This window comes from Desulfuromonas sp. DDH964, assembly GCF_001611275.1.
Lineage (GTDB): Bacteria > Desulfobacterota > Desulfuromonadia > Desulfuromonadales > DDH964 > DDH964.
Map to the genome: position 1 here is coordinate 332,562 of NZ_CP015080.1, position 24,581 is coordinate 357,142.

A 24,581-nucleotide genomic window follows, 5' to 3' on the forward strand; every position below is an offset into this window, starting at 1 on the left:
GGACAAAGCCCCCGGATGGGGTCCATGTCCGCTCCCGACAAGGAGATCAGGATATGGAAAACATGACATTATTTGGCCTGGAACCCGAGCCGCAGACCAAGAAAATCTGCATCCGGTCAATCCGGGCGATTTTCAGCAACGAAGTCATTCGGGAGAACGCGCCTGTTTGGGTGAAATCAACCTGCACCAGCGCGGAGAACGTATTCGAATTGTTCCGCGACCTGGCAAAGGAGGCCAAGGAGAATTTTGTGGCCCTTCACCTGGACGCCAAAAACAGGATTATCTGTTTTGACAGGGTCTCAATCGGATCGCTCAGTGCGAGTATCGTTCACCCGAGGGAGGTCTACAAGGCGGCCCTGCTGTCATCGGCGGCAGCGGTTCTGTTCATTCACAACCACCCTTCGGGCGATACGACACCGAGCCGGGAAGATATCGAAATGACCAAACGGCTCAAGGACGCCGGGGAACTTCTCGGAATCCGAGTGCTGGATCACTTAATTGTTGGCGAGGAGGGCTACTACTCCTTCGCGAACAACGGAGTTTTATAGGAAAAGGAGGACGTTTTGAGGAAACTTGTTGCTTTATTGCTTTCTGTCCTTGTCCTGGCCGGCTGCTCTGCAGCCGGCCTCAAGAAGGCTGAAGAAAACACCCGGCTTGCGGGAGCAACCAATCCATTTGGAGCGGTCATCCACCTCCCGATATGGGCTGCGGCGACGGTGGCCAACGCCAGCTCCGGTTCTTCTGGAGACGGTAAGGCAGCCATTGCGAAGCCGATTGTTCCGGATGGCCAGACTGTGGAAAAACGCCGCCAACGCTGGCGTTCTGGCCTGCCTGGCGATATTTCGCGGGAGGCTTATGAAGCCCTCAGCGATGAAGAATATGAGGCGCTGATGAAAAAGGCGAACTATTAGCCCCGAGCGCCTATGACCTGATCACATAGATCTATCCCTTCCGGTACCCCGGTAGGGCTTCTTGGAGCTCCTGTCCATTTTCGACGGGGGTTGCAGGAAGCCCTATCGGGCCAACTTCAACCGGAAAGGAGACAGGCGATGTCGGTCAAGGTCAGAATCAACAATCGTGAATACACACTCTCTTGGGATGAGTTCGAGAAGCTGATCCTGAGAAAGGCCCCTAACGCTCGGGTGGTAATTTTGAGTATGGGGTAGAAAAAAGGGAGAGGTGGTCCTGTTGACCATCTCTCCCTTTTTTATTATGAATTATTGGACGGCTACGGCGCTACCCACTACCCATTCGTAATAGCGAGCCCCTAACGTTCCGAGAAGCGGTGTACCATGTGGTTCCACTGAGGTGTCAGGCGAGGGATATCGGTTAACGATTCGGCCCTTACCACCCAGCGAGAAAGTGTCGGTTGTCGCATGTGCCTCCGACTCCAATTATAATCCAACGGGCCATGGTACCTTTCATACTTGGCAACTAAACGACCATCCTTATACCACTTGAGTGGGTTTTTAGTAGAAGGTTCCCACTTTAGGCGCTCTTGGAGAAATCGAGCAGGGATTAATTCTAATGTGCTGAAGGATAGTAAGAGCAAAGACCCAGAGAAAAAAACAAGAGGTGAACTGTCTGCCCTTGGTTCAAACCTATTAGGGAAAAAGAATTGGAAACACCTTCCTGATGGGCATGTTGGTGAATGTTTTGCTGCAACTCCTTCAAGAATATTATTGTCAAGCCAGTACCGCATCTCGAAATCGTAATGAGATGTGAACAACCGGAGACAACTTCCGAGTGCTACTTTCCCATCTGGCAGATCGGATCCACTTGCGAGCAGTCTCAGACGATTCAATATGCCTTTATTGTTTGTTCCTGATTCAATCCACTCTTCCACTTCTTTTTGTTCAGGCCAGTCGAACGATGCTGGTGACGGAAGTGGTGACTGCCGAACAACCCAGGGGTCATCTCCGTGGGTAAGCGCAACAGCAATATCTGTGGCATCATCCTCACTCCAATTAGTCCTGCGCAATTCACGTGTAAAAGCATTGTCCAGTATTCCATCTTCCCTGCCGGTAATTATCATGTCGCCATCCTCAGCGGCGAAATGCTCCCTATTTTTGTGCTTTTCAATTTTATCCACAGCAGGATCTTGGGAGATGATAGCTTCCGCAATTCTTGACTCAAGCCCCTCTGTATCGTGCCCAGTGATCGTGGCCATTCGACTAATCCAGGTACGTGCTGCCGAGAAAACGTTCGCAAGCTTTGTGCTTCCCTGCGAAATGGGACTAATTTCCAGCAATTTCTGAGGCTTAGTTATGATGGAGCTATGTTCTTCAGATTTGCTTGTGGGCGCGGGCATGAATGATGCTGTAAGCTGCTCACCGCCAGCAACTTTGGAGAGCATCAGCTTGCATAACCATAGCTGTATTCTGGTCCGAAGTTCACCATCGTCTTGCGCCCATATCTCTTCGAGAGTCGAAGCCACTATCTCCGGATGTCGCGCCGCCCAGATCTCCATCCCCAGCAGGAGCCATGATCGCTCCCGAGCTTTACAATAGTCCAAGACGGTGCGCAATATTTCTGGGGATGTCTCCACGACAGCAGAGAGTCCACGAAGGGCTGCAGAGACCGTCTCAGCGCTGTCAGCCGTAAGCATGCGAAGTAGAACGAGTGCTGCAAAACGAGGCCAGGTTTCAATTGTATTGTCAGCAGAAAGGTCCCTTACCTCGGCATTCTGACTCTCCGGCAATCTCGACCACAGTCGGTGCATAGCAAGCACACACTGAGTCCCCCGCTTCAAACCCTCCGTCCCTTTGCCCGCCGCGTGAAATAGGCAGATTAAATGAACATTATATGAACCCGAATGAAACCAAAAAGCCTCACCCATCGGCCTGACCGCAGCTCGCATCAGCTCCCATACCTCGTACTCCCGGAGGGCTGGAATCAGTTCTCGCAGTGGGGGTTCCTCTTCCCAATAGCCCCATCTCCTGCCGTAGTTTCTATTTGCGTCCACAAGCCCTAAAAGCGTATACATCAACTCTGTGCGATTTTCTGGGTTGTCTCGCGCAATTTGAATGGCAAGCTGCCCTATCTCAACCAAACTAGGCTCATACCCCCCCGCTACCTGTTGAGCCAGTTTAGAGACGGCCTCTCCAGCATCAGGGGAATTAATGGTCGCCGTTTCACGGATGTTCCTTGTTCTCTGACTCGGCCGATCCTTTTCGTACTCTTCCCGCAAAACCTCCCCGGGCGTTAGGGATTGCATCCGCTTGTGAAGTTTTTTTCTGTCTTCGGACGAGACGGCGGCAAGGATGCTGTCGCGAAGCTCTGTTATAAGTTGAACCTGGTACTTATCGAACCATCTCGTCAAACCCACAGCACAGCTCCATAGCGTCAACATGTCGATACTATCTGTGACTGTCCCGTCCGAGATTATCCGGTTGATAGCTGCGATCAAGTTTTTCCGAACTGTCTGAAGCCAGTATCTTTCAGTCTCCGGATCAATGCTGTTAAAGAAGGCCCAAGCATTATTGGGTCCGCAATGGAATGCTGCGGCCGCAATTTCAGCCTCGATCGAGGAGATGAGGCGATTATCTCCACCTTGGTCATCGCACTCTCTGCAGATGTCGAGCAATTGCATGCCTTCCTGACACCAAGCAATAGGGGCCCTGCGGGCTAATTCTTCAAACCAATCTAGAGCTTCTTGGAACGAATAATCCTTGTGGGATGAATACCCGATGAGGTGATGACGCAGCTTTGTTTCGGCCGTCGCAGCCAATTCATCCCAGCCTTCCTTACGAGCTGAATGCGACAGCTTGCCTACGATTTCCACACGTTCGGAATAACCAGTTCCGAACCATACGGCCCCTTTTTTACCTATCCAATGTTCCGCCCAGTTGTACAAAAGCTCCCGATGTCCAGCACGGCGCAAAATTTCCCAAAGGACAGGCAAACGCTGGTCCACTGGAAATTTTTCTGCACTTGAAAGGCTGAGCGAAAGAACCATTTCGGCATGAGTGTTTCCGATCTCCTGACACTGCTCCAGGAGCGCGAATGTCAGATTAAGTGCCAAATCTCGGAAATCATGGAAATCCAGAGAGTGTCTAGCTTCCCAGATAAACTCAATTACAGTCCTTACGGTCTGGGAAGGCACCAAGGCAGCTGCGCCGCTTGGATTTCCTTTGCTGAGCATACGACCAATAAGTCCGCTCATGGCTGCGGCCCTCAGCGGCAGCAGAAAAGATCTTTGGTCGCGAACATGCCTATTTTGAGAAATGATCGCCGTGGCAAGCTCTGAGGCAATTCCAGAAGCCTCGCGCTGGGGTTCGACCCAACCGATGACCCTGGCCACATAGAGCATCAAAGGCATCTCAATGCGACGGTCAGCGCATTGCCCGGTCCTTGCCATTTGGATGACTTCAAGCCAATCCTTTGCGCCATCCTCCCCAAGGGCCTTCAATGCCCAATATGCCGCTTTGATACGGAAATCCAGATGCAGTCTGCCCCTATCCTCGAAAATCACTTGTAGAAGCCTACCGACAAGGTTCCACATTCCTTTCTTGGAGGCTTCCTCTAGGGCTACCTCGAAGGTACGCAGGTAGAGGGGATTGAATTCCATCAGGGATGCAAATGCTACTTCCTCTTGTTCTGACGATGCAACACAAGCGGACACCCATCCTTTCTCGAAAAGACAGGTTGCTTCGGAGCCAATATAGTCGTTGGGGTCTCCCCGGTCTGTCAGAATTTCTAATCTGAAGGCTAGGTCTCCCCAGTCTTCCAATAGGGCATCCACGCCCACAGCAAGAGTTGTGCTCTCATGGATTTCATGATAGTCGGTCATGCCTGATACACTGGCAACCATGGCCATCGGTGAAATCCCCGAGAACCAATGTTCAATCAACCCTCTTGCACGGTTAATATCCGCTTTTTCGGCGAGCATTCTGGCATCACTCAAAACCTGACGGACGGTGCCGTCATCCCAACGACTGAGCGGTAGCACAAAGCGTTCAGTTTCAACGCATTGAGGCAAAGAAACCAGTGGCGTGTCTGTGCGTACCAATAGATCAGGGTTCGAATCAACACAATCCGAGAGCTTCGCGAGAGTCATTCCACCACATGCCACTGAAAGGGCGGCATCCCAATCCTTCAAGTCAGGAATAGCCCGGAAGGCTTCTTCTGCTTCCGTCTGGATTGAGGATAAATTTCGGCCGTATGCTGCGGCATCTAGCACCCAGGCGGGATTAAAGATGCGAGCCTTCTCCGTATCTCTATCCGCAATTTGTAGAAGATTAAAAAGGCTTTCTTGCCTGAAGTAGGGGTCCGCTGAGGGACTCATGTAGTAATCTGCCAGCAACGATGCGACGGAACGCAATGCTGCGTCGTCCGTGCTCAACTCCCTTTCCAGAAAGACCCTGATATCGTTGTGTCGTACGCGAAATCCTCCTTCATCATGGACCACCAGAGGCTCCAGTGAGGAAAGAATGGCATCCCACTCTGGTGCCGGCTTTCCCCATGCGGGAAAAGCTTGGTGCATAATCGTCCCTGTGATTCGCTCTTTTAGAATGCATAGGACAGCGGAAAGATATAGGGAGATTCCGGTTGGCGATGCTGGGATGGCGGCCGTCCATATAGCTTGGTAGTATGCATGTACTCCGGAATGCAGTTGCCTCTTAGTGAGTCTTCCTTGGAGTTCATCCAGTGTCTGACACCGTTCAGCCTCCGCAACTGAAAAGACAGCAGCGAGCGTGTTGCCGCCGGCAATGTCATGGATGAGACGAGCGACATGCTCCAAGTCGTCTGCAGGTATTCTCGTAGTGGAACTGGAGAGGAGGAGATGCGTGTCCTGAATCTCGAGCGGACCAAGACCTATTGAAGCCACCAACTCATGCCGGGAGCGAAGCCAGATGGGATACTCTGGATATCCCGTCGCGGGCTGTCCAGCTATAAGAATTCTTACGCCCTTTGGTATGGCCTCTGGTGCCGGCAGAGACTGCATCAGCGATGGCAACCCTTTACGGTGGGCTCGCGCGGCATGGTCAATCCCATCAATGACGATTACAAATGGGGCATGCTTCTCCTGCGCAAGAAAAGACGAAAGGCGCAACACATGGTCCCTGGCTTGATCGGGCGTGATGAAATGATTCCTGACCGGTACTCGCAACTGAAGTAGTCGGCCTCGCAAGCGTTCGCGTATTTGACTGAGGAGTGAATACCAAAGAGACTCCGATGAGGCGGACCGATCTGCATCTGCAGAAAGAGCAGGCGAATCAGGGGTTATCGGCCTGTAAGCGTAGTAACGGATGTCCACTATGAGCTTTGAGTAATTGTCAGCCCTTTGATTGACTATACGGCTGACCACACTCGTTTTCCCTGATCCAGGGTCTGCTTCCAAAAATACGATCTGGTGTTCTGAATTACTCGTCAGCAAATCGGTGATTTCGTCAACTGCTGCCTCTCGTGAAGGGAAAAACGGCATTGGGGTAGGCACATCGCAGTACCCAAAAATATCCGGCTCCGATTCCGCGAGGGATTCCAGTACATCCTCTGCTGTCACCCACTCCTTCGTCCCGCGTAGCGACGTTGTCCAATGGAGAAGCGCTGATAGCAAATTCCGAACAAGTGGTACTGCTTGGTAGTTGGTGATGCCCAAAGTAGCGGACAGCGATGAGGCAAGCCCATCCTGCATTTCGTCGAGCTGTGGGGCCTCAGTTGAAATGGTTACTGCTCGTAAGAAATGAAGTTTTTCGTCCGGCGCGATATCCCCCATTTCAGTCAACCAAAGGTCCCACGCATCTCCCCATTCATCTGGGATGCGGATGGCCTCAAGTGACGTTACCGTGCCAAGTTCTGCAGAGAGGTGTTCAATAAAACGTGCAAGCGGGGGGAAAAATGTTCCACTCTTTGATCTGCTTGACCTTGTACCAGCGCTGCGATTTGTGATGAGAATGCAGGATGTGTCCGTTCCGCAAAGTCCCATCTTGTGCCATGCAGACGAGAGTGAACCGAGAAGTGAGGTGCCGCTCTCGCCCTTGGACACGAGATCTGAGAAGGTCAGATTCGATCGGGGCCGGGAATGCTTAACTTGGTAATAGTCCTGATGGCCTGAACTGAACCGAATGACAATATCGTCCCATCCCTTGATGCCATCCTTTTGGAACGCTACGGCGTCGATATCCGAATCTGGATTCAACATCTCGACTGCCTTGAGCAGACCGATACCCCACTCATACCAGTATGGGTCACCAATGCCAGCCGATTTGCTTTTGTGATTTCGATCTGTATTCATGTCGTTACAAAATTAAAACCGCTGGCCACAGTTCAGCGGCGGCAGCGGTTCTTGGTATCAGAGGATCTTGGTATTGGCTATCTAGCAAGTCACCCTCCCGGAAATCCTGCACTGCGAGCCCGCCTCCGAGGCGCCAATTCCCATGATAATTGGTGGATGATTTTCCGTAAGAACACCCGGATGGTTTTGGTCAAAATAAGCACACATGTCGAGGATTCGTGTGAAGTTACCCTCTTTGGTCAGGGATGTTTTTCAATTCTTAGCGAAACGGAAACTGTCTTTCAAGTCGTTCATCCATGATGGTTTTATCAACCCGTCATGTTGTAATCGCCCAACAACAATTCCGGGATGGACACCCGCTTGCCTAGCAAGGTCACATGCTGCTGCCTTGCTTTTTATAGTGGGGAGATATGGTTTGAATTCCGGTGGAATAAGGAAGTCTCCTGCCCATATATTGGCCTCATGCTCTTCAGGATTATCGGCATGGCCTTTGTTTGGGTCGTCCAGGAAGACGGATTTCTTCTCCTTGGAATGCAATAGAATATGGGCAGCTTCATGGAAGAGCGTGAACCAAAATTTATCATTGGTCTTGCCATACAAAGAAAGCTGAATAAGAGGGCGATGAGGGTTCAGCCAACGAGCCACACCACTTACACGCGCTTTGGGGATAGCTGGAACCAGGACGAAGGAAACGCCTGCTTGTTTGAAGTAATTTCGAAGCTGAGGCTCAAATTCTTCAGGAGGAAGAGTGGTCAGCTGTCGAATTTGAGGCAGTACTTCTATGAATTGATTGCGATCATATTTTCGGGGGTCCAGTTTTTCTGCATGCTGTTCACCCATGCGCAACCATGAAGAAATAGCGCCAACATCGCTCTGCTCAGCTCGACTGCGGCGGAAGGAACACTGCATTTCCGCATAATGGCCACGCCACTCTTCGGGCGAAGCCACTCCAAAGAAGCGCAGACATTTTTCGACCAGATCAGGTTTTGATTTCCTGTCAACACGCTGCTTAGGGATAGCGCCAGCATCCATCAACTGTTTTACCGGCAATTCATCAAGCCAAGAGATCCACTCGGCTTCCTTTTGTGCCGCTTCCAGGCGAACGCAGCGTTCACGGTACTTTGCCTCTCGGGCTAACCAGAAGCCAACCGAGCCCCCTAAAACTCTTTCAAGGCGGACAGCCGCATCTTCGGTAAGCGGAACCTTTCCTTTGATGAGCTGGTTCGTGTGCTTGGTGCTGTAGCCTAGACGAGTTGCTAGTTCCGTCTGTGGCCAGCCACGTTCCTCGATGATATCGAGGATGGTGTCGCCAGGTGGGGAAACCCAGTCAGGTGCAAACGGGGTATCCAACTTAGCCATGATAGTCTCCAATGTATTCAATACAAACGATGGTCACTTCCGACCAATCAATCGATCCATCTTGGCGGCGTGGGCAAGGTTCATTATCCGGTGAAAATACAAGACGCCAACCGCCTGCAAGGTCAACTGCGAACTGCCCAGCTCGGTCCCCAACCAAAGGATGGGGATTCCCTGCCACCAGATCTGTCACGGTAATAGCGGCTTCAAGGTCATCAAGGCGCGTTCTGAGCTTCCGAGCACAGGCATCGCCTAGCCTTTTCTGAGCGACCGCTTTCTTCTGGCAAAGTTCGCGATCCTTCTTGTTCTTAAAATTTATCTTCAAGGCATGACACCATTTTACACACATTTACCTATTAGGTAAATGACAATGTGAAAAGAAAGGTTCCCACAGGCGTATTTCTGGGCCGAGTGGCAACCAACGCTTTCATGTCAATTTGAGGAGAATTTTGAGACGGTATGACCTTTGGTGTGCCCCTCCTGGCTCGCCTGGTCTCCTCCCCCCTTTTTAAGATTTCGTCTTGGTAAGCTCATAATGTACCGAGGGAAAGCTCTTCAGTAAAGAATTTTGGTACTGGGAGTCGTGCTACAGATAGGCCCCGCCGAAGTAGGACATCCTTTCAAACTGCAGATATTTCATTTCTCCAGCAATCCAAACTTCCCCCCTTCCCCATTATCAGAAAAACACACATTCGTGGAGCTTGAGATGAACCAATCCCATAGGCAGCCAGAAGTTCTTCAGCAAGTATTCTTGCAAGCGGATTCTGCCTGCCATGCCTGGTATCGCCTCAGGCTTCTGCATATCCGTGATGGTTATGTGATTGAGAAATCCTCCGGCAGTGCTCGGGGACGTGGGCAATTGGAGGCCTGGTTCCGCTGGGGACGGGAGGACGCAGAGAGAGTTTTCTCCAAAATCGTTCATAACAAAACCAAGTCCAACCGCTCTCGGGTCTACCGTCTGAGTTCAACTTCGACCCAATTGGAACTGTTCTCCACCGAACATTGAGGCGGTGAAAAATCGGGAGAGGGATGTCATGTCGACAAATGTTGTTCCTGCTTGGGTCAAGTACTTGCTGTTGATCGCCTGCGTAGCGGTCGGATGGTGGAGCTTCACAGGGAAGAGCATGTCGCCAGAGCATGATAATTCGACCTACCTGACGAGCGGGTCATCGGAAGCAGCCAGTGGCTTCCCGGCGAAGACCGGGGCAAACATCAGGCAATTTGTGACCAACCCTTTGGAGCCGACACCTGTGCCAGACGAGGGCACGGTGATCCTGAGGGGTTCAGGCACCAACTACTACCGGGATCAACCGTGAGATTGATTGAGGAGCTATCCATGAAACCGATCGTGCGAAAAGAGTATGAAGAAGCCATCCGCCTCCTGACGGGTCTGGCCCAGACCGACACATCGGGTGGCCGGGCCGCCGCCCAGGTTATTCTGAGCGCCTACAACGGAGACGAGTGGCAACTGGATGTCACCGAGTTGAGCCTGCTCGACGGCAAATACTACCAGGCCGCGATCGATGTCATCCGTGGGCGGAAAGAATTGATGATCGAACCCCACAACCTCATTACCGGAGGACGGGAGATCTTCCATCGAATCTGGGACCGGTGGCGTCGGTACCATATCAGCAACAGATGGAAGCAAACCTGCTTCACCTGCAACGGCCGAGGATACATTGTCGATTATGACGACGATGACCAGGAAACGAGATCCTCGTGTGGCAAATGCGGTGGGACCGGTCTCATCGCCGAGGTGCGTTGAGAAAGGGCAAGCTCAAATAATGGGCAAAGAGGTCAAGGCGCTTTTCTCGTCTGGGGGATGCGGGACCCCTTCAACAGGATGAAGGGGATTTTTCCAGAGCGCCTGTGGATAAACGAGTGAGAATTCGGCGGGCCGACCGGCCCGCTTTTACCAACCGGTTTTGGTGTACATAATGGACCTTCTGTGTACCAAAACGGATTGTAAAGTATCCGCGCCCAAAGGACGCGGCTTTGTCGTCGCCCCCCATAGGGGGGCATGGCCCGGCCCCCAGAGGGGGCGGGCTAAGGAGTTGTGCCGCAAGTGGATATCAATCAACCAACTGCAGTTGCTCCAGTTGTCTTTCCTTCTCTTCTTGATAGCGGACATACCTCCGTATCATGTCCGCATCAAGGCCAACGGTATCGACACAATAACCTTTGGCCCAAAAATGATTGCCCCAATAGGGCTTCTTCCGAAGCTCTCGAAACTGCTGAAATATCTTCATCGATATCTGCCCCTTCAAACGGCCCAGCAATTCCGATATTGACTTCTTGGGCGGCACCAGCACAACCAGATGAACATGGTCCGGTTGCACGTTTAGCTCAACAACTTCGCACCCAGAATATCCACAAATTGACTGGATGCCACTTTCTACGGCTGACTTCACGGCCCCACGCAAGATCCGAAACCGATACTTCGGGACCCAGACAATGTGATACTGGCAGTGCCATATCGTATGTGATAACTTTCGAAATCGGCTGCTCACTGTTTTCTCCTCTCTTTTCGACGTTGCGGCAACAACTCGAAAGACAGGGTAACAGTGAGCGGCTTTTTCAGCCATACCCATGCGGGACCGGCATAGCCAGCCCACATCACCACACCCACAGGGTGTGGATTTCTACGTCACATTAAAATTATAGACTGCCCTGACGGGTAAATTTTGATTTAGGAGGCTGTTGATGCTTTTTGACAAACTCGCTGGCTTCATCGAGCGGCATATTCCTGACCTGGTTCCGGACCTCGAACAAACTGCGTTGTTTGAATTTCCATTTCGAGCGCATGAAGCCGTCGCTCCGGGGAAGTTTTGCCAGGATGACTTGGAGCACTTCTTTTTACCATTTCCACGAACGGCCATCGAGGACAAGGCAACCTGCACCTTCCTGTTCGATGGGGCCGAAAAGCAAGTGGGCCTTTCGGAGCCCAGAGCTTTCATCGATGTTCTTTCCCTGGCAGGCAGTGACGATCCAGGGGCCTTCAAGGGGAGCTTGTCTGAACTCGATCCCGAAATGAGACATTGGGCCAAGCAGGAGGGACTTCACCAGATCGCCCTGGGACGCATTTTTTCAATGAAGTTACCTGTGGGAAGTACGGACTATCAGGCTTCCGCCTGCGTCGATCGCATCGTCATCGTGAACGGGCGCGGGGAAATCCAGTCCGACATGGCCATGCAGGAGTTGAAATTTATGCCCGGGGCCGAAGAGTCTTGTCGGGGAATCATCGGAAATGTCATCACCTCCATCGAAGAATTGATGCTGATCAACAGCGATCCGGAATATTTCATTTTCGAGAAGTCTCCTGCCAACCCAAGGAAGTGCAAGGCGGGACGAATCACTCGCAGTCCTGACCGGCCCCGCTACATTCCATTGAAGCCGGAGACCATCCGCAAAACAATGGATTTGGATCGGCCATCTGAAGATGGAGTCAGTGGCAAGCGCCCGCATGAACGCCGGCGGCATTGGAGACTATTGAAGTCGGAACGGTTCAAGAACAAGCAGGGACAACGAGTTATGGTTGATGCCTGCTGGGTCGGACCGTCTGAGGCTGTTGTCGGTAAGACCCGGTACCGGGTCAGACTGGATATCTGACATATGGAAGAGAAAGTAAATAGTCTGATTATCGTCCCTGCCCAGCAAGGCGCAATCGCGATTTCGAACATCGAGAATCTCGTTGCCGACTGGCTGCACCTTGATGTGGCGAACGGGGATGCCTGTTCCGACACTCTGAAAACCTATCGGGGAAATTTTGAAGCCTGGTTGACCTGGTGTCGTGAGAATCAAGTCCATCCCAGACAAGCGACCGTCGAGGACATCAAGGGATGGCGGCAGGACCTTATCGCGGCCGGAGCGAAATCCTCGACGATCTCCCTGAAACTCACCACCGTCCGAAGGTTCTACCAGTCCGCCGTGGACAGAGGAATTCTCGAGTCCAACCCGGCCGCCAATGTGAGGGCTCCCCGGGAGCGGCGGCCGGTGAAAGAGCAGATCAAATACCTATCAGCCGGAGAAGCCGAGCTCCTTTTCCGGGCGGTCCCGAAGGATTCTGAAATCAAGTCACTTCGAGACAAAGCCATGATCGGCCTGATGGCTCTTGAGGGGTTGCGCCGGGTCGAGATCGTTCGCGCCTGCGTCTCCGATATCGGGAACGATTTGGAAGGTCTTCGCCTGTTGGTTCACGGCAAGGGAAAGGAGCGGTTTATCTATCCGAGAGAGGACACCGCCCGGGCGCTGCAGGAGTATCTGACCGCCAGGGGGTCGGTGGAGCGAGACGAACAAGGTGAGCCGCTGTTTGTACAGATCCGCAAGGGCGGAACCGCCATGGGTCGAATCAGCCGGACCGGGGTGAACAAGGTGGTTGACCACTACCTGCGGATAGCTGGACTGAAACGAGAGGGACTGTCCTGCCACGCTCTGAGGCATACCTGCGGAGCCCTTCTCTACCAGGCGACTCGCGACGTTCGGGCGGTCCAGGAAACCTTGGGGCATAGCAATATCGCCACCTCGGCAGGCTATGCCCACATAATCGAGCGTGGCAAGGCCAGGTACACCCGGGAGATACCCGTAAAGATCGGTTAGGGATGTCTTCGAGCAAGGCGTTCCCTGTCGATGTTGGACGGTAATCACATTGAAAAATTGATCAAAAAATGTGAGTATTCTATGAATTGAGTATTTGCATTCGTTTGGGAGGGGAATGTGGCTCGCAAATCCGAGTTCGAAAAACTCATTGTGGAACTGCTCAGCTCCGCCTGGTGGCTAAGTTTCATTGTCGCTGGCGGTGCTTATCTCTTCCTCGGGGTTTTTATCCCCCGGCAATTTTCGGAGCATAAAGTTCTTTTCGGCTTGGCGGGCCTGGCCGGCTCTCTGGCCCCGTGGGTCGCCCTGTTCTTCTGTTTCATCGGCTTACTCGCCTTCCTGAACAGCAAACGAAAAGCTCGTTTGCTGGATTCCCAGTCAGACATTCATTCCCTACGACAGCTCTCCTGGAAAGAATTTGAAGAGCTGGTCGCAGAAGCTTACCGGCGCAAGGGCTACCAGGTTCTCGAAAACACCATGGGAGGAGCGGATGGTGGAGTCGATATCCGTTTGAAACGTGGAGACGAACGGGTCTTGGTTCAATGCAAACATTGGAAGTCCTATAAGATCGGCGTAAAGGTCATCCGTGAGCTTTATGGTGTTATGGCGGCGGAAAGGGCTACCCGGGGAATTGTAATCACCAGTGGTGTTTTTACTGGGGAGGCAAGATCTTTTGCACAGGGAAAAAGACTGGAGCTTGTCGACGGCGCGAAGCTGGCTCAGATGGTGTGCGAGGTTCAAACCACGAAGTCAACAGGAACAGAACAACCCTCAGTCCAGCAGCAATCCCAGAGCCAACCCGTAAAAGTTTGCCCCAAGTGCGGCCAAGAGATGCTGAAGCGGGTGGCGCGAAAAGGCCAGCACGCTGGAAAAACCTTCTGGGGTTGTTCGGGTTATCCGAATTGCAAGACAGTTTTGCCTCTGGAGAGCTAGCGATGCGACTCCTGGCGATATTGCTGCTTTTCCTCTCCACCTCCCCAGTGTTCGCTTTGTCCTTCTCGGGCAAGGTTGTCAAGGTGTCAGATGGGGACACGATTCAGGTGATGCACGACGGGCATGCTGAAAAAATCAGGCTCGCCGGGATCGACTGCCCTGAAAAAAAGCAGGCATTCGGCCAGGCTGCCAAACGGTTCACCCTGGACTTGGCTGCGCAGAAGGTCGTTACGGTGAAAATTGAAACCACTGATCGCTATGGAAGGACTGTAGGAGAAGTTATCTTGCCGGGCGGAAAAAGTTTGAATCGAGAATTGGTTCGTGCCGGCTACGCCTGGTGGTATCAGAAATACAGCTCAGATACAACCCTCGGTCTGCTGGAATCGGAAGCTCGGGCCGCCCATCGTGGCCTTTGGGCGGTCCCTGATCCAGTGCCACCCTGGGAGTGGCGGCATGGGGTAAAGAACGTCTCCTCTCCCGGAGAGCCTGCTCAGAGTTTTCCAGGAAAGGCCAGAGAATGTGGCCAGAAACAATACTGTAAGGAAATGATCTCTTGCGAAGAGGCGATGTTTTTCTTGAGGGATTGTGGGTTATTCAATCTTGACCGGGATAGTGACGGTATCCCTTGCGAGTCGATGTGTCGGTGAGATGTGACGAAGATAAGAAGATTTTCTGAAAGTTCGGGAATTTTGAGAACAGAGTCGTAAGAATCCTTTACCTCCCATACAAGAGAAGCTTTGTGAATTATTAGTCCAATGAGGCGAAATGGATTCTCCTAAGAAGCTAGGCATACCCGAGTACGAATTTCGTCTGATTTTTGGTCGTACACGAATCGAGTACGACCAAGACAAAGAGTTGGTGAATCGTCAAAATCACGGGTATTCACTAGAAAGTGCAGTGCACTATTTTGAAAACCTATTGTTGCCAGCAGGTCCATCTTCTCCATTTATGACCAGTGACGCCTTCCTAGAGAACGATGAAGTTCGGCACATGCATATGGGACTTGATGATAGTGGAAAGATTGTCCTATTTGTTACGACAATGCGGGACGATGAGACCGTCAGAATTATTTCGTTCCGTCGTGCGAACGAAGCGGAATGCAGAACTTTTTCAGAACACACTGGTTATATTGGGGTCATATAAAAGGACTACATGCTGGGAGGTAGCTACTGCGCGTCTCAGTCCCAATCTGTTTTGTAGGGGGGCAGGTAGATGAAAATCGACATACATACCCACACGAAGAAGTGCAAGTCAGGTGATGCTCCAACAAGAGAAATCACGCCCGTAGATTTCTACGAAACGATTCAGAAAACAGAGGTCGGGATCTTTGCGATCACAAATCATAACCTGATTAGGTCCAATTCTCAGCTCGGCGAAGCCAGGCCTCGGGCCGCTTGCCGATTGAGACACAGGCGAACAGCAGTCTTGGCAGCATGCTGCGCAGATCGAACCGCCGGTTGAACCGGTACTGAAACTCGGCCAGATAGCGATGCGCATATTTGTCGAAGTCAAACGCATGATACGTTCCGGCCATGGCCGTCTTAAGATTGCCCAGGATGGTGTTGATCCAGTGGAAGCAGCCCATGTCGGTACTTCTGCGTTGATCACCAACCACCTTTCGCTGATGGTAGCACCCAGTCTTGGTGACGGCGCGGAAGCAATTCAGGCCATCAGAAACGACCAGCGCCGTCGGTGCCAAGTGATTCTTGGCCCATTGATCAACGTCATGGCTGCTGAAGGTCGTCACCCGGCTAAAAACAGCTCGCAGCGGATGGCCCTCGTGACTGGTCTCCACTGCCGCAATGAAGGGAACTTTGTTCTCCGAACCGCGACCAACCTTACCGCCGGAGCGTTCCCCGCCCAAGTAGGCGTCGTCGATCTCGACCCGCTGGGCCAGAACCGTTGTCTCTTCGCGCTCGAACATCGCCTGCATGAGCTTGTGCTTGAGCCGCCAAGCCGCTTTGTAGCTCAAACCCAGCATTCGTCTCAACTCCAGCATCGACAGGCCGGACTTGCCTTGTGTCATGAAGTAGAGGGCCAGAAACCACTGGGTCAGCGGCAGATTGCTCCCATGGAAAATCGTTCCGGAGATCAGCGAGATCTGTTTGCGGCAGCGACAGCACTGGAAGATGTTCGACCGTCCTCGCCGAAACTGGACCGCGCGGCTTGCACCGCATGCTGGACAGACAAATCCTTGGGGCCAGCGCGAGTGCTCAAGGATCGCCTCGCATTGGGCCTCCGTACCATAGTCTTTGAGAAAATCAGCCAAGCTCAGCCCCGGTTGGAACTGGATACGATTGATGGCCATGGATGCTAACCTCCTTGTTATTCATGAGTTCCATGGCCAAACTCTATGCTCCCTGTGCGACAGAATGTGTCATAGCTGAGAATCAGACCTAATCAGGAATCATAATGCCTTCGATTTGGATCAATTTGAGGAAATCTTAGAAATAATAGAAGACAATGCGCAAGTTTGGCCAGGAGTCGAACTGGATGTTGATGAAAACGGTATGCGCGGGCATTTGATAGTGATTGTATCGCCCAAAATGGCTAAAGCGTTTTCCGGGATCGTAGATGATATTACCAAGGATTCCACCCCAGATAGCTTCATAACCACCATCGAGCAGGTTCTTGAAAAATTTGATGTGTTAAAGCCGCTTTACGTAACACATTATAAGCAAAAGACACCCAATTTATCTGATGAGGCGCTTGAAAAGTTAATTTCAGGAACCGCGAACCCTGGACGCGTGATTAAGGAGGTCACCAACTCGATTTCAGCTGGGATCTACATTTCGCATGGGCACGCGTCAATCTATGGTTCCGACGTTCACGATTGGTCAATTTACGAAGAGCAAGCCCGTGACCTGCCGGACCTCCGACTTCCCATAGAGAGCTTCGACCATTTCTGTCTCCTGCTTGAAAAGGATCCAACGACAATCAATACCATATTAGATAAGAAGATCTCAGAGGACCTTACGCTAATACCGTTTGGGGATGATACCATCTTGAAACTCAAAGTCTTTAACGACATCAACGTTGTTTTTGGTCCGAAGGGAACAGGCAAATCCTGCATTCTTAAGGCTATTGCCAAACATTATCTTGACAGCGGTATAGATGCAAAGGTCTATGAGTCTGCAAGCGACAAACTTGATGAAATCTTTGATACAAAGGGGCGAGATCTTTCTCTTAATCTCAACTCGTATGACATAAACTATTGCAAGGATGAAATTGAAGCGCTTAGGGGGGCGTCAGAGGTAGGCATCACAAGCTTATCTAAATACGAGATCTTTTTTCGGATAAAATCTACAAATAAGAATGCGAAAAAAATTAAGTTAAAAGACATCGAACCAGAAGAAGAAAGCGGTGCCAAGCGAGAATTTGTTGAATTTAATGAAGGCGTAAAAAAGATAAAAGATTTTATTGCATTCTTGGGGGAGCATCCGTCGGTAAAGAAGGAACTGAGCATGATTGAGATCGAAGAGATCACTCATGTCCTCTCGGACCTTCTTGACCGGATGATTACTAGGGAATGGGAAGGCTTTTCAGGATGGAAAGAGATATGTTTTCTGAATTCGGTAATTGAGAAATTTCGTACTGAGGTAGAACGAAAGACCGGATCACCAGCTAAGCCTACAAGTACGGGTTTTCGCGAGTATGCTCTTAACCGCGTGAGGATCGAGGCCAATGCTGCCGAGATCATTAAGAGCTTGGATACAAAGATCCAAGTGCTCAAGGAGGCTGTGGGCAACCTCGGATCGAACAAAGGCGAGTTGGAGCTACGGACTGAGTTCAGGTTCCAAGATGGAACAATTACCGATGGAGGTCTCAATAAACTGAAGGCCGTCAATAAAGGTCCGCAGAAAACGTTTGCAAAGGTGGTTCGCAAAATTCTTAAGAATTCTTACGAAGATGATCTATTTCAGCACATTGCTTCTCTCAACGCGATAGAAGATATCGAGAAAATCGAGACCGTTTACGAACTGCTGCTCTTTAAACGTTATTTTGCACTTAATGGCTGCCAATACTCACCGTCGAGCGGAGAGGCGTCGATGGTTATGCTGCAAAAGGAACTGGAGACTGACAAGGAGGTCTACATTCTTGATGAGCCTGAGCGGAGCCTAGGCAACGAATATATCAACGATGTAATCGTGCCATTGATTAAGGAGCGTGCTCGTGCAGGGAAGAAAGTATTCATTTCGACCCATGATGCAAATATTGCAGTGCGCACTCTACCTTACAGCTCCATTTACCGTCTCCACGGTCCATCCGGCTATACCACCTACACAGGAAATCCCTTTTCGAACAATCTAGTGAATCTGAATGGAGAAGACGACAGGCTTGATTGGAAGAAGATAAGCATGAGAACCCTTGAGGGGGGTGAAGAAGCATTTGGAGAGCGAGGCAAAATATATGGAAACAATTAAGGCAAAGGTGGTGGTTCATGAAGAGAAGCACTTCATCAAGCTCCTAATCCGGGACGAAGAGATTAAAATCCCTATTTCTGAGGACAAACCAAATGAGGTCAAGAGCGCCTTCAATAAGCTGATCGTTCGAATCAAGGAAGGTGCGTTTCAAATTGAGTTGGAAGATATCGGTCAGGACCTGTTCTCCCAGGTGGCCAACGAGTATATCACTCAACTAAACCGCGAGATTCAAGAGGTGCGTGGAGAGATGAAAGGCTATGGATTGGTGAAGGATTAATGCCTGTTTTCCAAAACTGATGGTCCACACTGTCCATCAATAGCTATGGTGAGCAGCAGAAGCAAAATTGGCTAAAATCGTCTATTCTGCCTGAACTTCCCCATTCCCCTATGTATAAGGTAAGAAGAAAACATTCTGCCACATATTGAAAGGAGGTCGTTCATGTCGATCCTTAATCTTCTGAAAAAACTCAAACTCCCCAGTTTTGGCGACGATTTTATTCAGGACCCGGCTGAGAAGGCAATGGCTGAGGCTCCGATTTTCTATGGAGCAAGGGTGATCTATGATCCACGTAACGATCCGAAAATACTGCCAGACCAAGAGGATCAAAAAGAATGGGATAAGAATACTGACCCAGCCGATCCTGCGAGGGTGTAAAAAAGATTGTGTAAATGGCCATTCAGGGGTACACCGGGACCCCACCCTCTAAGGAGCCCCCATGGCCATCGAAAAAGATCTGCTGGACCGTCTGCTTGCCGACTACAAGAAGCCCGAAGACCTGATCGGCGAAACCGGCTTGCTTAAACAGCTCACCAAGGCCCTTCTGGAACGAGCTTTGGAAGCGGAATTGACCCAACACCTGGGGCACGAGAAGCATGCTCCCGTGGCCACGAAAGGCGGCAATGCCCGCAATGGCAAGTCGGCCAAAACCATCAAGGGCGAATTCGGCAAACTGCCGATCGAGGTTCCGCGTGACCGGGACAGCAGCTTCGAGCCGCTCATCATTCCCAAGGGCCAGACCCGCTTCGCCGGCTTCGACGGCAAGATCATCTCCCTCTACGCCCGGGGGATGACGACCCGGGAGATCCAGGGGCATCTGGAAGAGATTTATGGCGTCGAGGTCTCTCCCGCCCTCATTTCCAGCGTGACCGATGCCGTCGCGGACGAGGTCAAGATCTGGCAGAACCGACCGCTCGACGCCCTCTATCCCATCGTCTATATGGACGCGGTCCGGGTCAAGGTGCGGGACAACGGCCACGTCAGCAATAAAGCGGTCTACCTGGCCCTGGGCGTCACCCTGGACGGCATCAAGGAGGTCCTGGGCATGTGGGTGGCCGAGAACGAGGGCGCCAAGTTCTGGCTACAGGTGGTGACCGAGTTGAAAAACCGGGGTGTCGAAGACATCTTCATCGCCTGCGTGGACGGGCTCAAAGGTTTCCCCGAGGCCATCGAAGCAGTCTTTCCTCGCACCCAGGTCCAGCTCTGCCTCGTTCACATGGTGCGCCATTCTCTCCGCTACGTCTCCTGGAAACAGCGCAAGGAAGTGGCGGCCGATCTGAAGTCCATTTACCAGGCCGCGACGGCCGAGCAGGCCGAAATGAACCTGACGGAGTTCGAAGCGAAGTGGGATAAAACCCACCCCTCCATCGGCCAGTCCTGGCGGCGCAACTGGGAGAGAATCACCCCGTTTTTCGCCTACCCGGCGGAGATTCGCAAGGTGATCTACACCACCAATGCGATCGAATCGCTAAACATGTCGCTGCGCAAGGTCACCAAGAACCGGGGCTCATTCCCCAACGACGCAGCCATGTTCAAACTGCTCTACCTGGCGCTAAACAATATCGCCAAGAAATGGACCCTGCCGATTCGGGACTGGAAGGCCGCCCTCAACCAGTTCTCTATCTTGTTCGAAGGCAGGTTGCCGGTTTACTGACGACAAAAACCCAAGCCATTTACACAAACTGATTTACACCGCCGATCCTGCATCTGGAATTATGTGGATCAACCGTTGATGTCCCTGATTCTGGATTGTAATATGGGCGTTTCTATCTCCCCTCCAATTTTTGTGACATTTCTTCAAGTCTTTTAAGTGAATCTGGATCGATATCCCAATTTTTTTCCGATCTCGGCTTCACATTTCCAAGAGTCGAAATTCCATCGGAAGGGTTGGTATTCAGGGCAGTTGGAGTAGGCGGAGCTGGCTCAATAATTACAGTATTCGGACCACCAACCAAAGATCGAGCATCCGGGCTATCAGGCTGTGGGATCATCGGCCGAGCCAAATCCCTTCCAAGTTGCTTCAATGTGTTTGACCCAAAATCAAAGGCTCCATTGTCTTCATAGGCGGCATTAATTGCTCCCCTGCGGTTATCAGCCGCTTTTTCTACATGACTAGTTGGACCTTCAATATTTGATGGACGGGGACCATCAAGACGATGATCGGTTATTGCTGCTTTGGCTTTACTTGCAGCCGAATCAGCCTGTTCTCGAAGATTTCCAACACTTCCAGTCACTTTGTTCTGAATTGCTGCTTTATCACGCAAAACCCAGTTGCCATGTTGCTCGTTATCGAGGGTACTATACCGATTGGCAATGAACCCCTGGATATCTTTGTTCAGGGAATTCTGCTCCTCCGCACTTCCGGTGCGCTGAGCGGCAATATCGGTAGCAGTACGCTCGATGTTTTCAATACTAGCAGCACCATAGTCCTTTTGGGCTCTGTGCATTGCGTAGGCCGTCATTAGTTCCATGTCCTGAGCCGTTGAAGTCGTATCACGTGCCGCAGCCTCCTGGATATATGAATACCCTTCCTTTCCAATATCCTGTGCGGATAAAGAAGAAGCGTATTTTCGCCCCTCAGAAGTTTGAAGTGATTGAGTTAGGGCCGATTCTCGAATTTCACTTGCGGTATTTCTCATCGCATTTACCTCTGACTCACTGGCGCTGAAAGAAGCTTTTTTCCCATCAGCCCCTATCAATTGATATCTCCCACCTCCTTGCGCGTTTACATCAACTAAGCCGAGGGATAACGCCGATATCAGCCCTTTTGCTCCCTTACCTAATCCGATACTAGCTCCAGCCTCCAGTATGTCTTGCCTTGTTTCATCCTTAACTTGAGAAAAAGCCGAACCATTTTCAACGCGACGTGCAGTTTCTTCTGAAACATTATTATTGACCGCCTCTTTAAAACTTCTGGACTCACTGGAATGGACTGAATCCTCTTCAACTTTCTGCGCCAGACGGTTCCATGTATGCTCTGCGGCTAAACTGTGAGCACCCTTTCTGACTGCGTCCTCACGATACCCGAGCCCAAACTTTCCGGAAAGCCCGGCAAGCTCAACCTGATCAATGACTTCTCTCCCGTCATAAAGATGTGCCTTGACGGTTCCAGCCGCCCCGGAATGAGTTACGGTGCCGGCCACATTATTTCCAGCTTCGTTTTTTAAGGTGTTACTCGTGAGACGCCAGCCCATCGAGTCCGTGGTCGCGGATGTATGTTCCCCCCGCAGGTCCGAATTTACAATCTTGTCTGGTGTGGTCCCATAGCCCATGACACCATTAGGTGTGGCGATTTTGTCCATGGCTTGGGACTGCCTGGCGAAACCTCCTAACCCCAACCTGCCAGGGGCTTGCGGAACCGCCCCTTGCCTCTGTAGCGCTTCCATGTTTTGAAGCCTGGCCGCCGCACCCTCAACTCCCCAGCTTTGATTCACGAGGCCTTCGGTCATCATCCCGCGATAACCATAGCGCTGATCGTTGGCAATTGTTTCGGTCGGCATGGACCAGGCGTTTGACTTGAGAGCAGCGGCTCGACCGGAAGGATCTTCGGTCATTCGTGCTGCCTGTTGGCCAGCGTTCTGAACCTGACCCATGAGGCTGCTGCCCATAGTGGCCAGCGCATGACCGCCGAATCTGACCAGCATGCCGGTAATAACCGTCGCCAGCATCAAGCCGGCCATCCTCACAGTTCCAAACATGCCGAGAATCTTGATTGTCTCATTCGGCATGAAGTAGAAGGCGTCCATACCCAGGCCAGAGCCACCGCTATGCAGCCGAACCCCTTCCATCGCCCTGGTTCCATAATCCATCAGAAACTGGTGGAGAAGGGCATCGGTTACTCCCCAGGCCGTCAGCCAGATGAAAAAGCCGAGCATGACGCTGATCGCTTTGCCCAGCAAAGGTGTCGGAATGAAGAGGGCCAGAAAGGGCACCAGCCCTAATGCGACAGCCGTCAGTACGCCTTTCATGATCGGCAGCCATTCGTTGGCGGCTTTCATGGCACCGCTGGCGTTCATCAAAAACTTGTAGTTGGCGACTGCGGCGGTATCTCCTGAGCGAAACACGTCGTGCAGCCGCTGGGAGAGATAGGCCTGACGGACAAAATCGTCCGTTGTCACCCCGGACACGCCAAGATCCGAAAAGGTCGCCTGCAGGGACGTCTTGCATTTCTGATAGCTGGCCACAGCCGATGTGTCATAGCCGATCTGGGCGCAGATCCCTTTCAGGTTCTCCTCCAGATGAGCGGGTGATCCGAGGTAGGTGTTGATGTTCACCCAGGACTGCTGGCAGGTCATGGTCTGCCCCTGAGGTGCTGTGAGGTCGTAATAGACTGTGTAGATTGCTGGAGAGTTGGCCTTCGCCAAAGAGGTCCTGAAGTCACCCGTTGTACGGCGCAATTCGTCTACCGTCAAAGTCGTTCCGGGTCGGGTTAATTCGAAGGTGACACAGTCCTGAATGTATTTGTTCACCGAGGTGTCCATCAGGGTGTCGTCGGTGGTCAATACCTTGCTGGCAGCCTGAAACAACCCCAGAAAACCTGAGCCGCCAGCCTGGTCGGTATAGCTGCGGGGATCTCCGGTGGTCGAAACAATCTCCACCATGCCCCGCTCTACCAGGTTCAGGATACCCGCCACCGCGACGATCCCGTCCGGGATGCCGCCGATCGCCTGATACTTGTTGGTCTGGTTGTCATAAAGATGGATCGTGCCGGTCGGCACTACGAGTCCGAGGTAGATCACGACGCCGGTCAGAATGGGAACGAGCCAGGATACCGGATTTGCCCTGGCCCCACTTGCGGCGCGGGCGACAATCGCAAATCCGCCAAACATGATCGCCATCACGATGACCGAAAAAAACAGTCCTCGATACCCGCCGTCGCTGAAAATCAGGGCGAGTCTTTGGAGCCCGCTGGCGACGGCATCAAACCCTCCCCAGGTATAAAAATCAGCATCCAGAGCGAACGCCGGGGCCGGGGCGAGGATGGACACCAGGACTGAAACAGGAGCGAGACGTTTTCTTATGAACCTATTCGACATGGACAACCCCTGCCTCGATCAGCTTTCGGTTCCGTCTCATGGCCAGAAGCATGGCGACTGTGGGGATCGCAATAAAGACCACGGTGATTCCAAGAATGAACCACGCTGATGTCAGGAAAACTCCCTTGAACCCATAGACCCAGTCGTAGACGGCCAGCACCGAAGGCTTGGAAAGCTTGAGCCGGTAGAGCTGTGTCGCCGCCCATTGGAGGTTCGAATCGGTCATGACCACGATGTAGAGGAAATGGAAGCCGATAAAGGCCAGAATCGCTTTCAGCACAGCACCTGCGACAACCCCGCCAAGAAGGTTCCTGGTCATGGCACGGGTATAGGTCCCGACGAATTTGGTGCAGGCGTAGGCGAGAAAGATCGCAAACCCGAGGGAATAGCCAACGGCAAGCAGAAACGCGAACAGCATGTCGAAAGTATCCGGCGACGTGGAACCGAACACCGGGATGTACCGCTCCACAACGCCGATGGCGAAGGGGGTCAACAGCGCTGAAATCAACCCAGAGATAAAGGAGCTGCGAAAGCCTACCTCGAAGAATTCCAGACGCTGCTTGGTTGTCAGGAACGTGTCGCGAATGACCGCCCCGCCAAGCTCGTTGGCGAAGTTCTGCTCGATGTAGGAGATCGCCTCCAGAAACCCCTTGGGATGGATTTCCTGGCCGGGCGGCATGGGCAGGATGTCGCTGCTCGAATCGTTTTTTCCCAAACCTTGATCT

21 protein-coding genes are annotated in these 24,581 nt (G+C 51.9%); 14 read left to right on the forward strand and 7 right to left on the reverse strand.

All coding sequences use genetic code 11. The features are described 5' to 3' along the window. Positions 1-53 precede the first annotated feature (53 nt). Both DBW_RS01635 and DBW_RS01640 read left to right on the forward strand, forming a co-directional pair. Complete coding sequence (locus tag DBW_RS01635) at positions 54-548, forward strand: JAB domain-containing protein (RefSeq protein WP_066723288.1); 495 nt, start codon at positions 54-56, stop codon at positions 546-548. A 15-nt stretch (positions 549-563) separates the two neighbouring features. Beyond that, positions 564-911 carry a lipoprotein gene (locus tag DBW_RS01640; RefSeq protein WP_157471692.1) on the forward strand — a complete coding sequence of 116 codons (348 nt, stop codon included), beginning with the start codon at positions 564-566 and terminating at the stop codon, positions 909-911. A 356-nt stretch (positions 912-1,267) separates the two neighbouring features. Here the strand turns inward: DBW_RS01640 and DBW_RS01645 are convergent, their stop codons facing one another. The 3 genes from DBW_RS01645 to DBW_RS17995 all read right to left on the reverse strand — a co-directional run bounded on the left by DBW_RS01645 (position 1,268) and on the right by DBW_RS17995 (position 8,918). Continuing rightward, complete coding sequence (locus DBW_RS01645; RefSeq protein ID WP_082820126.1) at positions 1,268-7,237, reverse strand: ATP-binding protein; 5,970 nt, start codon at positions 7,235-7,237, stop codon at positions 1,268-1,270. Positions 7,238-7,489: 252 nt separating this feature from the next. Next, a complete protein-coding gene (locus tag DBW_RS17990; RefSeq protein WP_082820127.1) occupies positions 7,490-8,596 on the reverse strand; it encodes an ImmA/IrrE family metallo-endopeptidase in 1,107 nt (368 codons plus the stop codon). Next, positions 8,589-8,918, reverse strand: a complete 330-nt coding sequence (locus tag DBW_RS17995; RefSeq protein WP_082820128.1) for a type II toxin-antitoxin system RelE/ParE family toxin — start codon at positions 8,916-8,918, stop codon at positions 8,589-8,591. The genes DBW_RS17990 and DBW_RS17995 overlap by 8 nt, the downstream gene beginning before the upstream one ends. Positions 8,919-9,299: 381 nt before the next feature. Here DBW_RS17995 and DBW_RS18355 point away from each other — a divergent pair, with 381 nt between their 5' ends. The 3 genes from DBW_RS18355 to DBW_RS01665 are packed head-to-tail and all read left to right on the forward strand — an operon-like array spanning position 9,300 to position 10,358. Then, complete coding sequence (locus tag DBW_RS18355; protein ID WP_157471694.1) at positions 9,300-9,599, forward strand: hypothetical protein; 300 nt, start codon at positions 9,300-9,302, stop codon at positions 9,597-9,599. 28 nt (positions 9,600-9,627) lie between these two features. Next, positions 9,628-9,909 carry a hypothetical protein gene (locus tag DBW_RS01660; RefSeq protein ID WP_066723309.1) on the forward strand — a complete coding sequence of 94 codons (282 nt, stop codon included), beginning with the start codon at positions 9,628-9,630 and terminating at the stop codon, positions 9,907-9,909. Positions 9,910-9,929: 20 nt separating this feature from the next. Beyond that, positions 9,930-10,358, forward strand: coding sequence for a DUF7673 family protein (locus DBW_RS01665; RefSeq protein WP_197463704.1), 429 nt, complete (start codon positions 9,930-9,932; stop codon positions 10,356-10,358). A 307-nt stretch (positions 10,359-10,665) separates the two neighbouring features. Here DBW_RS01665 and tnpA read toward each other — a convergent pair whose 3' ends face one another. After that, positions 10,666-11,103 carry an IS200/IS605 family transposase gene (gene tnpA / locus DBW_RS01670; RefSeq protein ID WP_066723312.1) on the reverse strand — a complete coding sequence of 146 codons (438 nt, stop codon included), beginning with the start codon at positions 11,101-11,103 and terminating at the stop codon, positions 10,666-10,668. 193 nt (positions 11,104-11,296) lie between these two features. Between tnpA and DBW_RS01675 the strand changes: the two genes are divergently transcribed. The 5 genes from DBW_RS01675 to DBW_RS18000 all read left to right on the forward strand — a co-directional run bounded on the left by DBW_RS01675 (position 11,297) and on the right by DBW_RS18000 (position 15,262). Continuing rightward, entirely contained in the window at positions 11,297-12,202 is a 906-nt protein-coding gene (locus DBW_RS01675) for a hypothetical protein (RefSeq protein ID WP_066723315.1), read from the forward strand. 3 nt (positions 12,203-12,205) lie between these two features. Continuing rightward, positions 12,206-13,189 (forward strand): tyrosine-type recombinase/integrase, encoded by a 984-nt coding sequence (locus tag DBW_RS01680; protein ID WP_066723317.1) that lies wholly within the window; start codon positions 12,206-12,208, stop codon positions 13,187-13,189. A 117-nt stretch (positions 13,190-13,306) separates the two neighbouring features. Then, positions 13,307-14,119 carry a restriction endonuclease gene (locus tag DBW_RS01685; protein WP_066723318.1) on the forward strand — a complete coding sequence of 271 codons (813 nt, stop codon included), beginning with the start codon at positions 13,307-13,309 and terminating at the stop codon, positions 14,117-14,119. Between the two features lie 2 nt (positions 14,120-14,121). Further along, positions 14,122-14,766, forward strand: a complete 645-nt coding sequence (locus DBW_RS01690; RefSeq protein ID WP_066723320.1) for a thermonuclease family protein — start codon at positions 14,122-14,124, stop codon at positions 14,764-14,766. Between the two features lie 118 nt (positions 14,767-14,884). Continuing rightward, on the forward strand, positions 14,885-15,262 hold the full coding sequence (locus DBW_RS18000; RefSeq protein WP_082820129.1) for a BrnT family toxin: 378 nt from the start codon (positions 14,885-14,887) through the stop codon (positions 15,260-15,262). A 208-nt stretch (positions 15,263-15,470) separates the two neighbouring features. Here DBW_RS18000 and DBW_RS01695 read toward each other — a convergent pair whose 3' ends face one another. Beyond that, positions 15,471-16,427, reverse strand: coding sequence for an IS1595 family transposase (locus DBW_RS01695; protein WP_066723323.1), 957 nt, complete (start codon positions 16,425-16,427; stop codon positions 15,471-15,473). A 115-nt stretch (positions 16,428-16,542) separates the two neighbouring features. Between DBW_RS01695 and DBW_RS01700 the strand changes: the two genes are divergently transcribed. The 4 genes from DBW_RS01700 (at position 16,543) to DBW_RS01715 (ending at position 20,474) form a co-directional block, all read left to right on the forward strand. Then, positions 16,543-18,543, forward strand: coding sequence for a hypothetical protein (locus DBW_RS01700; protein ID WP_197463705.1), 2,001 nt, complete (start codon positions 16,543-16,545; stop codon positions 18,541-18,543). Then, the gene (locus DBW_RS01705) at positions 18,530-18,820 is read left to right on the forward strand and encodes a hypothetical protein (protein WP_066723325.1); all 291 of its coding nucleotides are present in this window, start codon (positions 18,530-18,532) and stop codon (positions 18,818-18,820) included. The genes DBW_RS01700 and DBW_RS01705 overlap by 14 nt, the downstream gene beginning before the upstream one ends. Before the next feature lie 162 nt (positions 18,821-18,982). Then, on the forward strand, positions 18,983-19,198 hold the full coding sequence (locus DBW_RS01710; RefSeq protein ID WP_066723328.1) for a hypothetical protein: 216 nt from the start codon (positions 18,983-18,985) through the stop codon (positions 19,196-19,198). Positions 19,199-19,259: 61 nt separating this feature from the next. After that, entirely contained in the window at positions 19,260-20,474 is a 1,215-nt protein-coding gene (locus DBW_RS01715) for an IS256 family transposase (protein ID WP_066722594.1), read from the forward strand. Positions 20,475-20,586: 112 nt separating this feature from the next. Here DBW_RS01715 and DBW_RS01720 read toward each other — a convergent pair whose 3' ends face one another. After that, entirely contained in the window at positions 20,587-23,856 is a 3,270-nt protein-coding gene (locus DBW_RS01720; RefSeq protein ID WP_066723331.1) for a conjugal transfer protein TraG N-terminal domain-containing protein, read from the reverse strand. Then, positions 23,846-24,571 carry a hypothetical protein gene (locus DBW_RS01725; RefSeq protein ID WP_066723334.1) on the reverse strand — a complete coding sequence of 242 codons (726 nt, stop codon included), beginning with the start codon at positions 24,569-24,571 and terminating at the stop codon, positions 23,846-23,848. Before DBW_RS01725 ends, DBW_RS01720 begins: the two co-directional genes overlap by 11 nt. Positions 24,572-24,581: the final 10 nt, after the last annotated feature.

Excerpts from the sequence above, each read along its gene's own strand:
- DBW_RS01695 (WP_066723323.1), bottom strand. The coding sequence starts at position 16,427 with ATGGCCATCAATCGTATCCAGTTCCAACCGGGGCTGAGCTTGGCTGAT.
- DBW_RS18355 (WP_157471694.1), top strand. The coding sequence starts at position 9,300 with ATGAACCAATCCCATAGGCAGCCAGAAGTTCTTCAGCAAGTATTCTTG.
- DBW_RS01710 (WP_066723328.1), top strand. The coding sequence starts at position 18,983 with ATGTCGATCCTTAATCTTCTGAAAAAACTCAAACTCCCCAGTTTTGGC.
- DBW_RS18000 (WP_082820129.1), top strand. The coding sequence starts at position 14,885 with ATGGATTCTCCTAAGAAGCTAGGCATACCCGAGTACGAATTTCGTCTG.
- DBW_RS01720 (WP_066723331.1), bottom strand. The coding sequence starts at position 23,856 with ATGTCGAATAGGTTCATAAGAAAACGTCTCGCTCCTGTTTCAGTCCTG.
- DBW_RS01675 (WP_066723315.1), top strand. The coding sequence starts at position 11,297 with ATGCTTTTTGACAAACTCGCTGGCTTCATCGAGCGGCATATTCCTGAC.
- DBW_RS01665 (WP_197463704.1), top strand. The coding sequence starts at position 9,930 with ATGAAACCGATCGTGCGAAAAGAGTATGAAGAAGCCATCCGCCTCCTG.
- DBW_RS01680 (WP_066723317.1), top strand. The coding sequence starts at position 12,206 with ATGGAAGAGAAAGTAAATAGTCTGATTATCGTCCCTGCCCAGCAAGGC.
- DBW_RS01635 (WP_066723288.1), top strand. The coding sequence starts at position 54 with ATGGAAAACATGACATTATTTGGCCTGGAACCCGAGCCGCAGACCAAG.
- DBW_RS01660 (WP_066723309.1), top strand. The coding sequence starts at position 9,628 with ATGTCGACAAATGTTGTTCCTGCTTGGGTCAAGTACTTGCTGTTGATC.
- DBW_RS01715 (WP_066722594.1), top strand. The coding sequence starts at position 19,260 with ATGGCCATCGAAAAAGATCTGCTGGACCGTCTGCTTGCCGACTACAAG.
- DBW_RS01645 (WP_082820126.1), bottom strand. The coding sequence starts at position 7,237 with ATGAATACAGATCGAAATCACAAAAGCAAATCGGCTGGCATTGGTGAC.
- DBW_RS17990 (WP_082820127.1), bottom strand. The coding sequence starts at position 8,596 with ATGGCTAAGTTGGATACCCCGTTTGCACCTGACTGGGTTTCCCCACCT.
- DBW_RS01690 (WP_066723320.1), top strand. The coding sequence starts at position 14,122 with ATGCGACTCCTGGCGATATTGCTGCTTTTCCTCTCCACCTCCCCAGTG.
- DBW_RS01705 (WP_066723325.1), top strand. The coding sequence starts at position 18,530 with ATGGAAACAATTAAGGCAAAGGTGGTGGTTCATGAAGAGAAGCACTTC.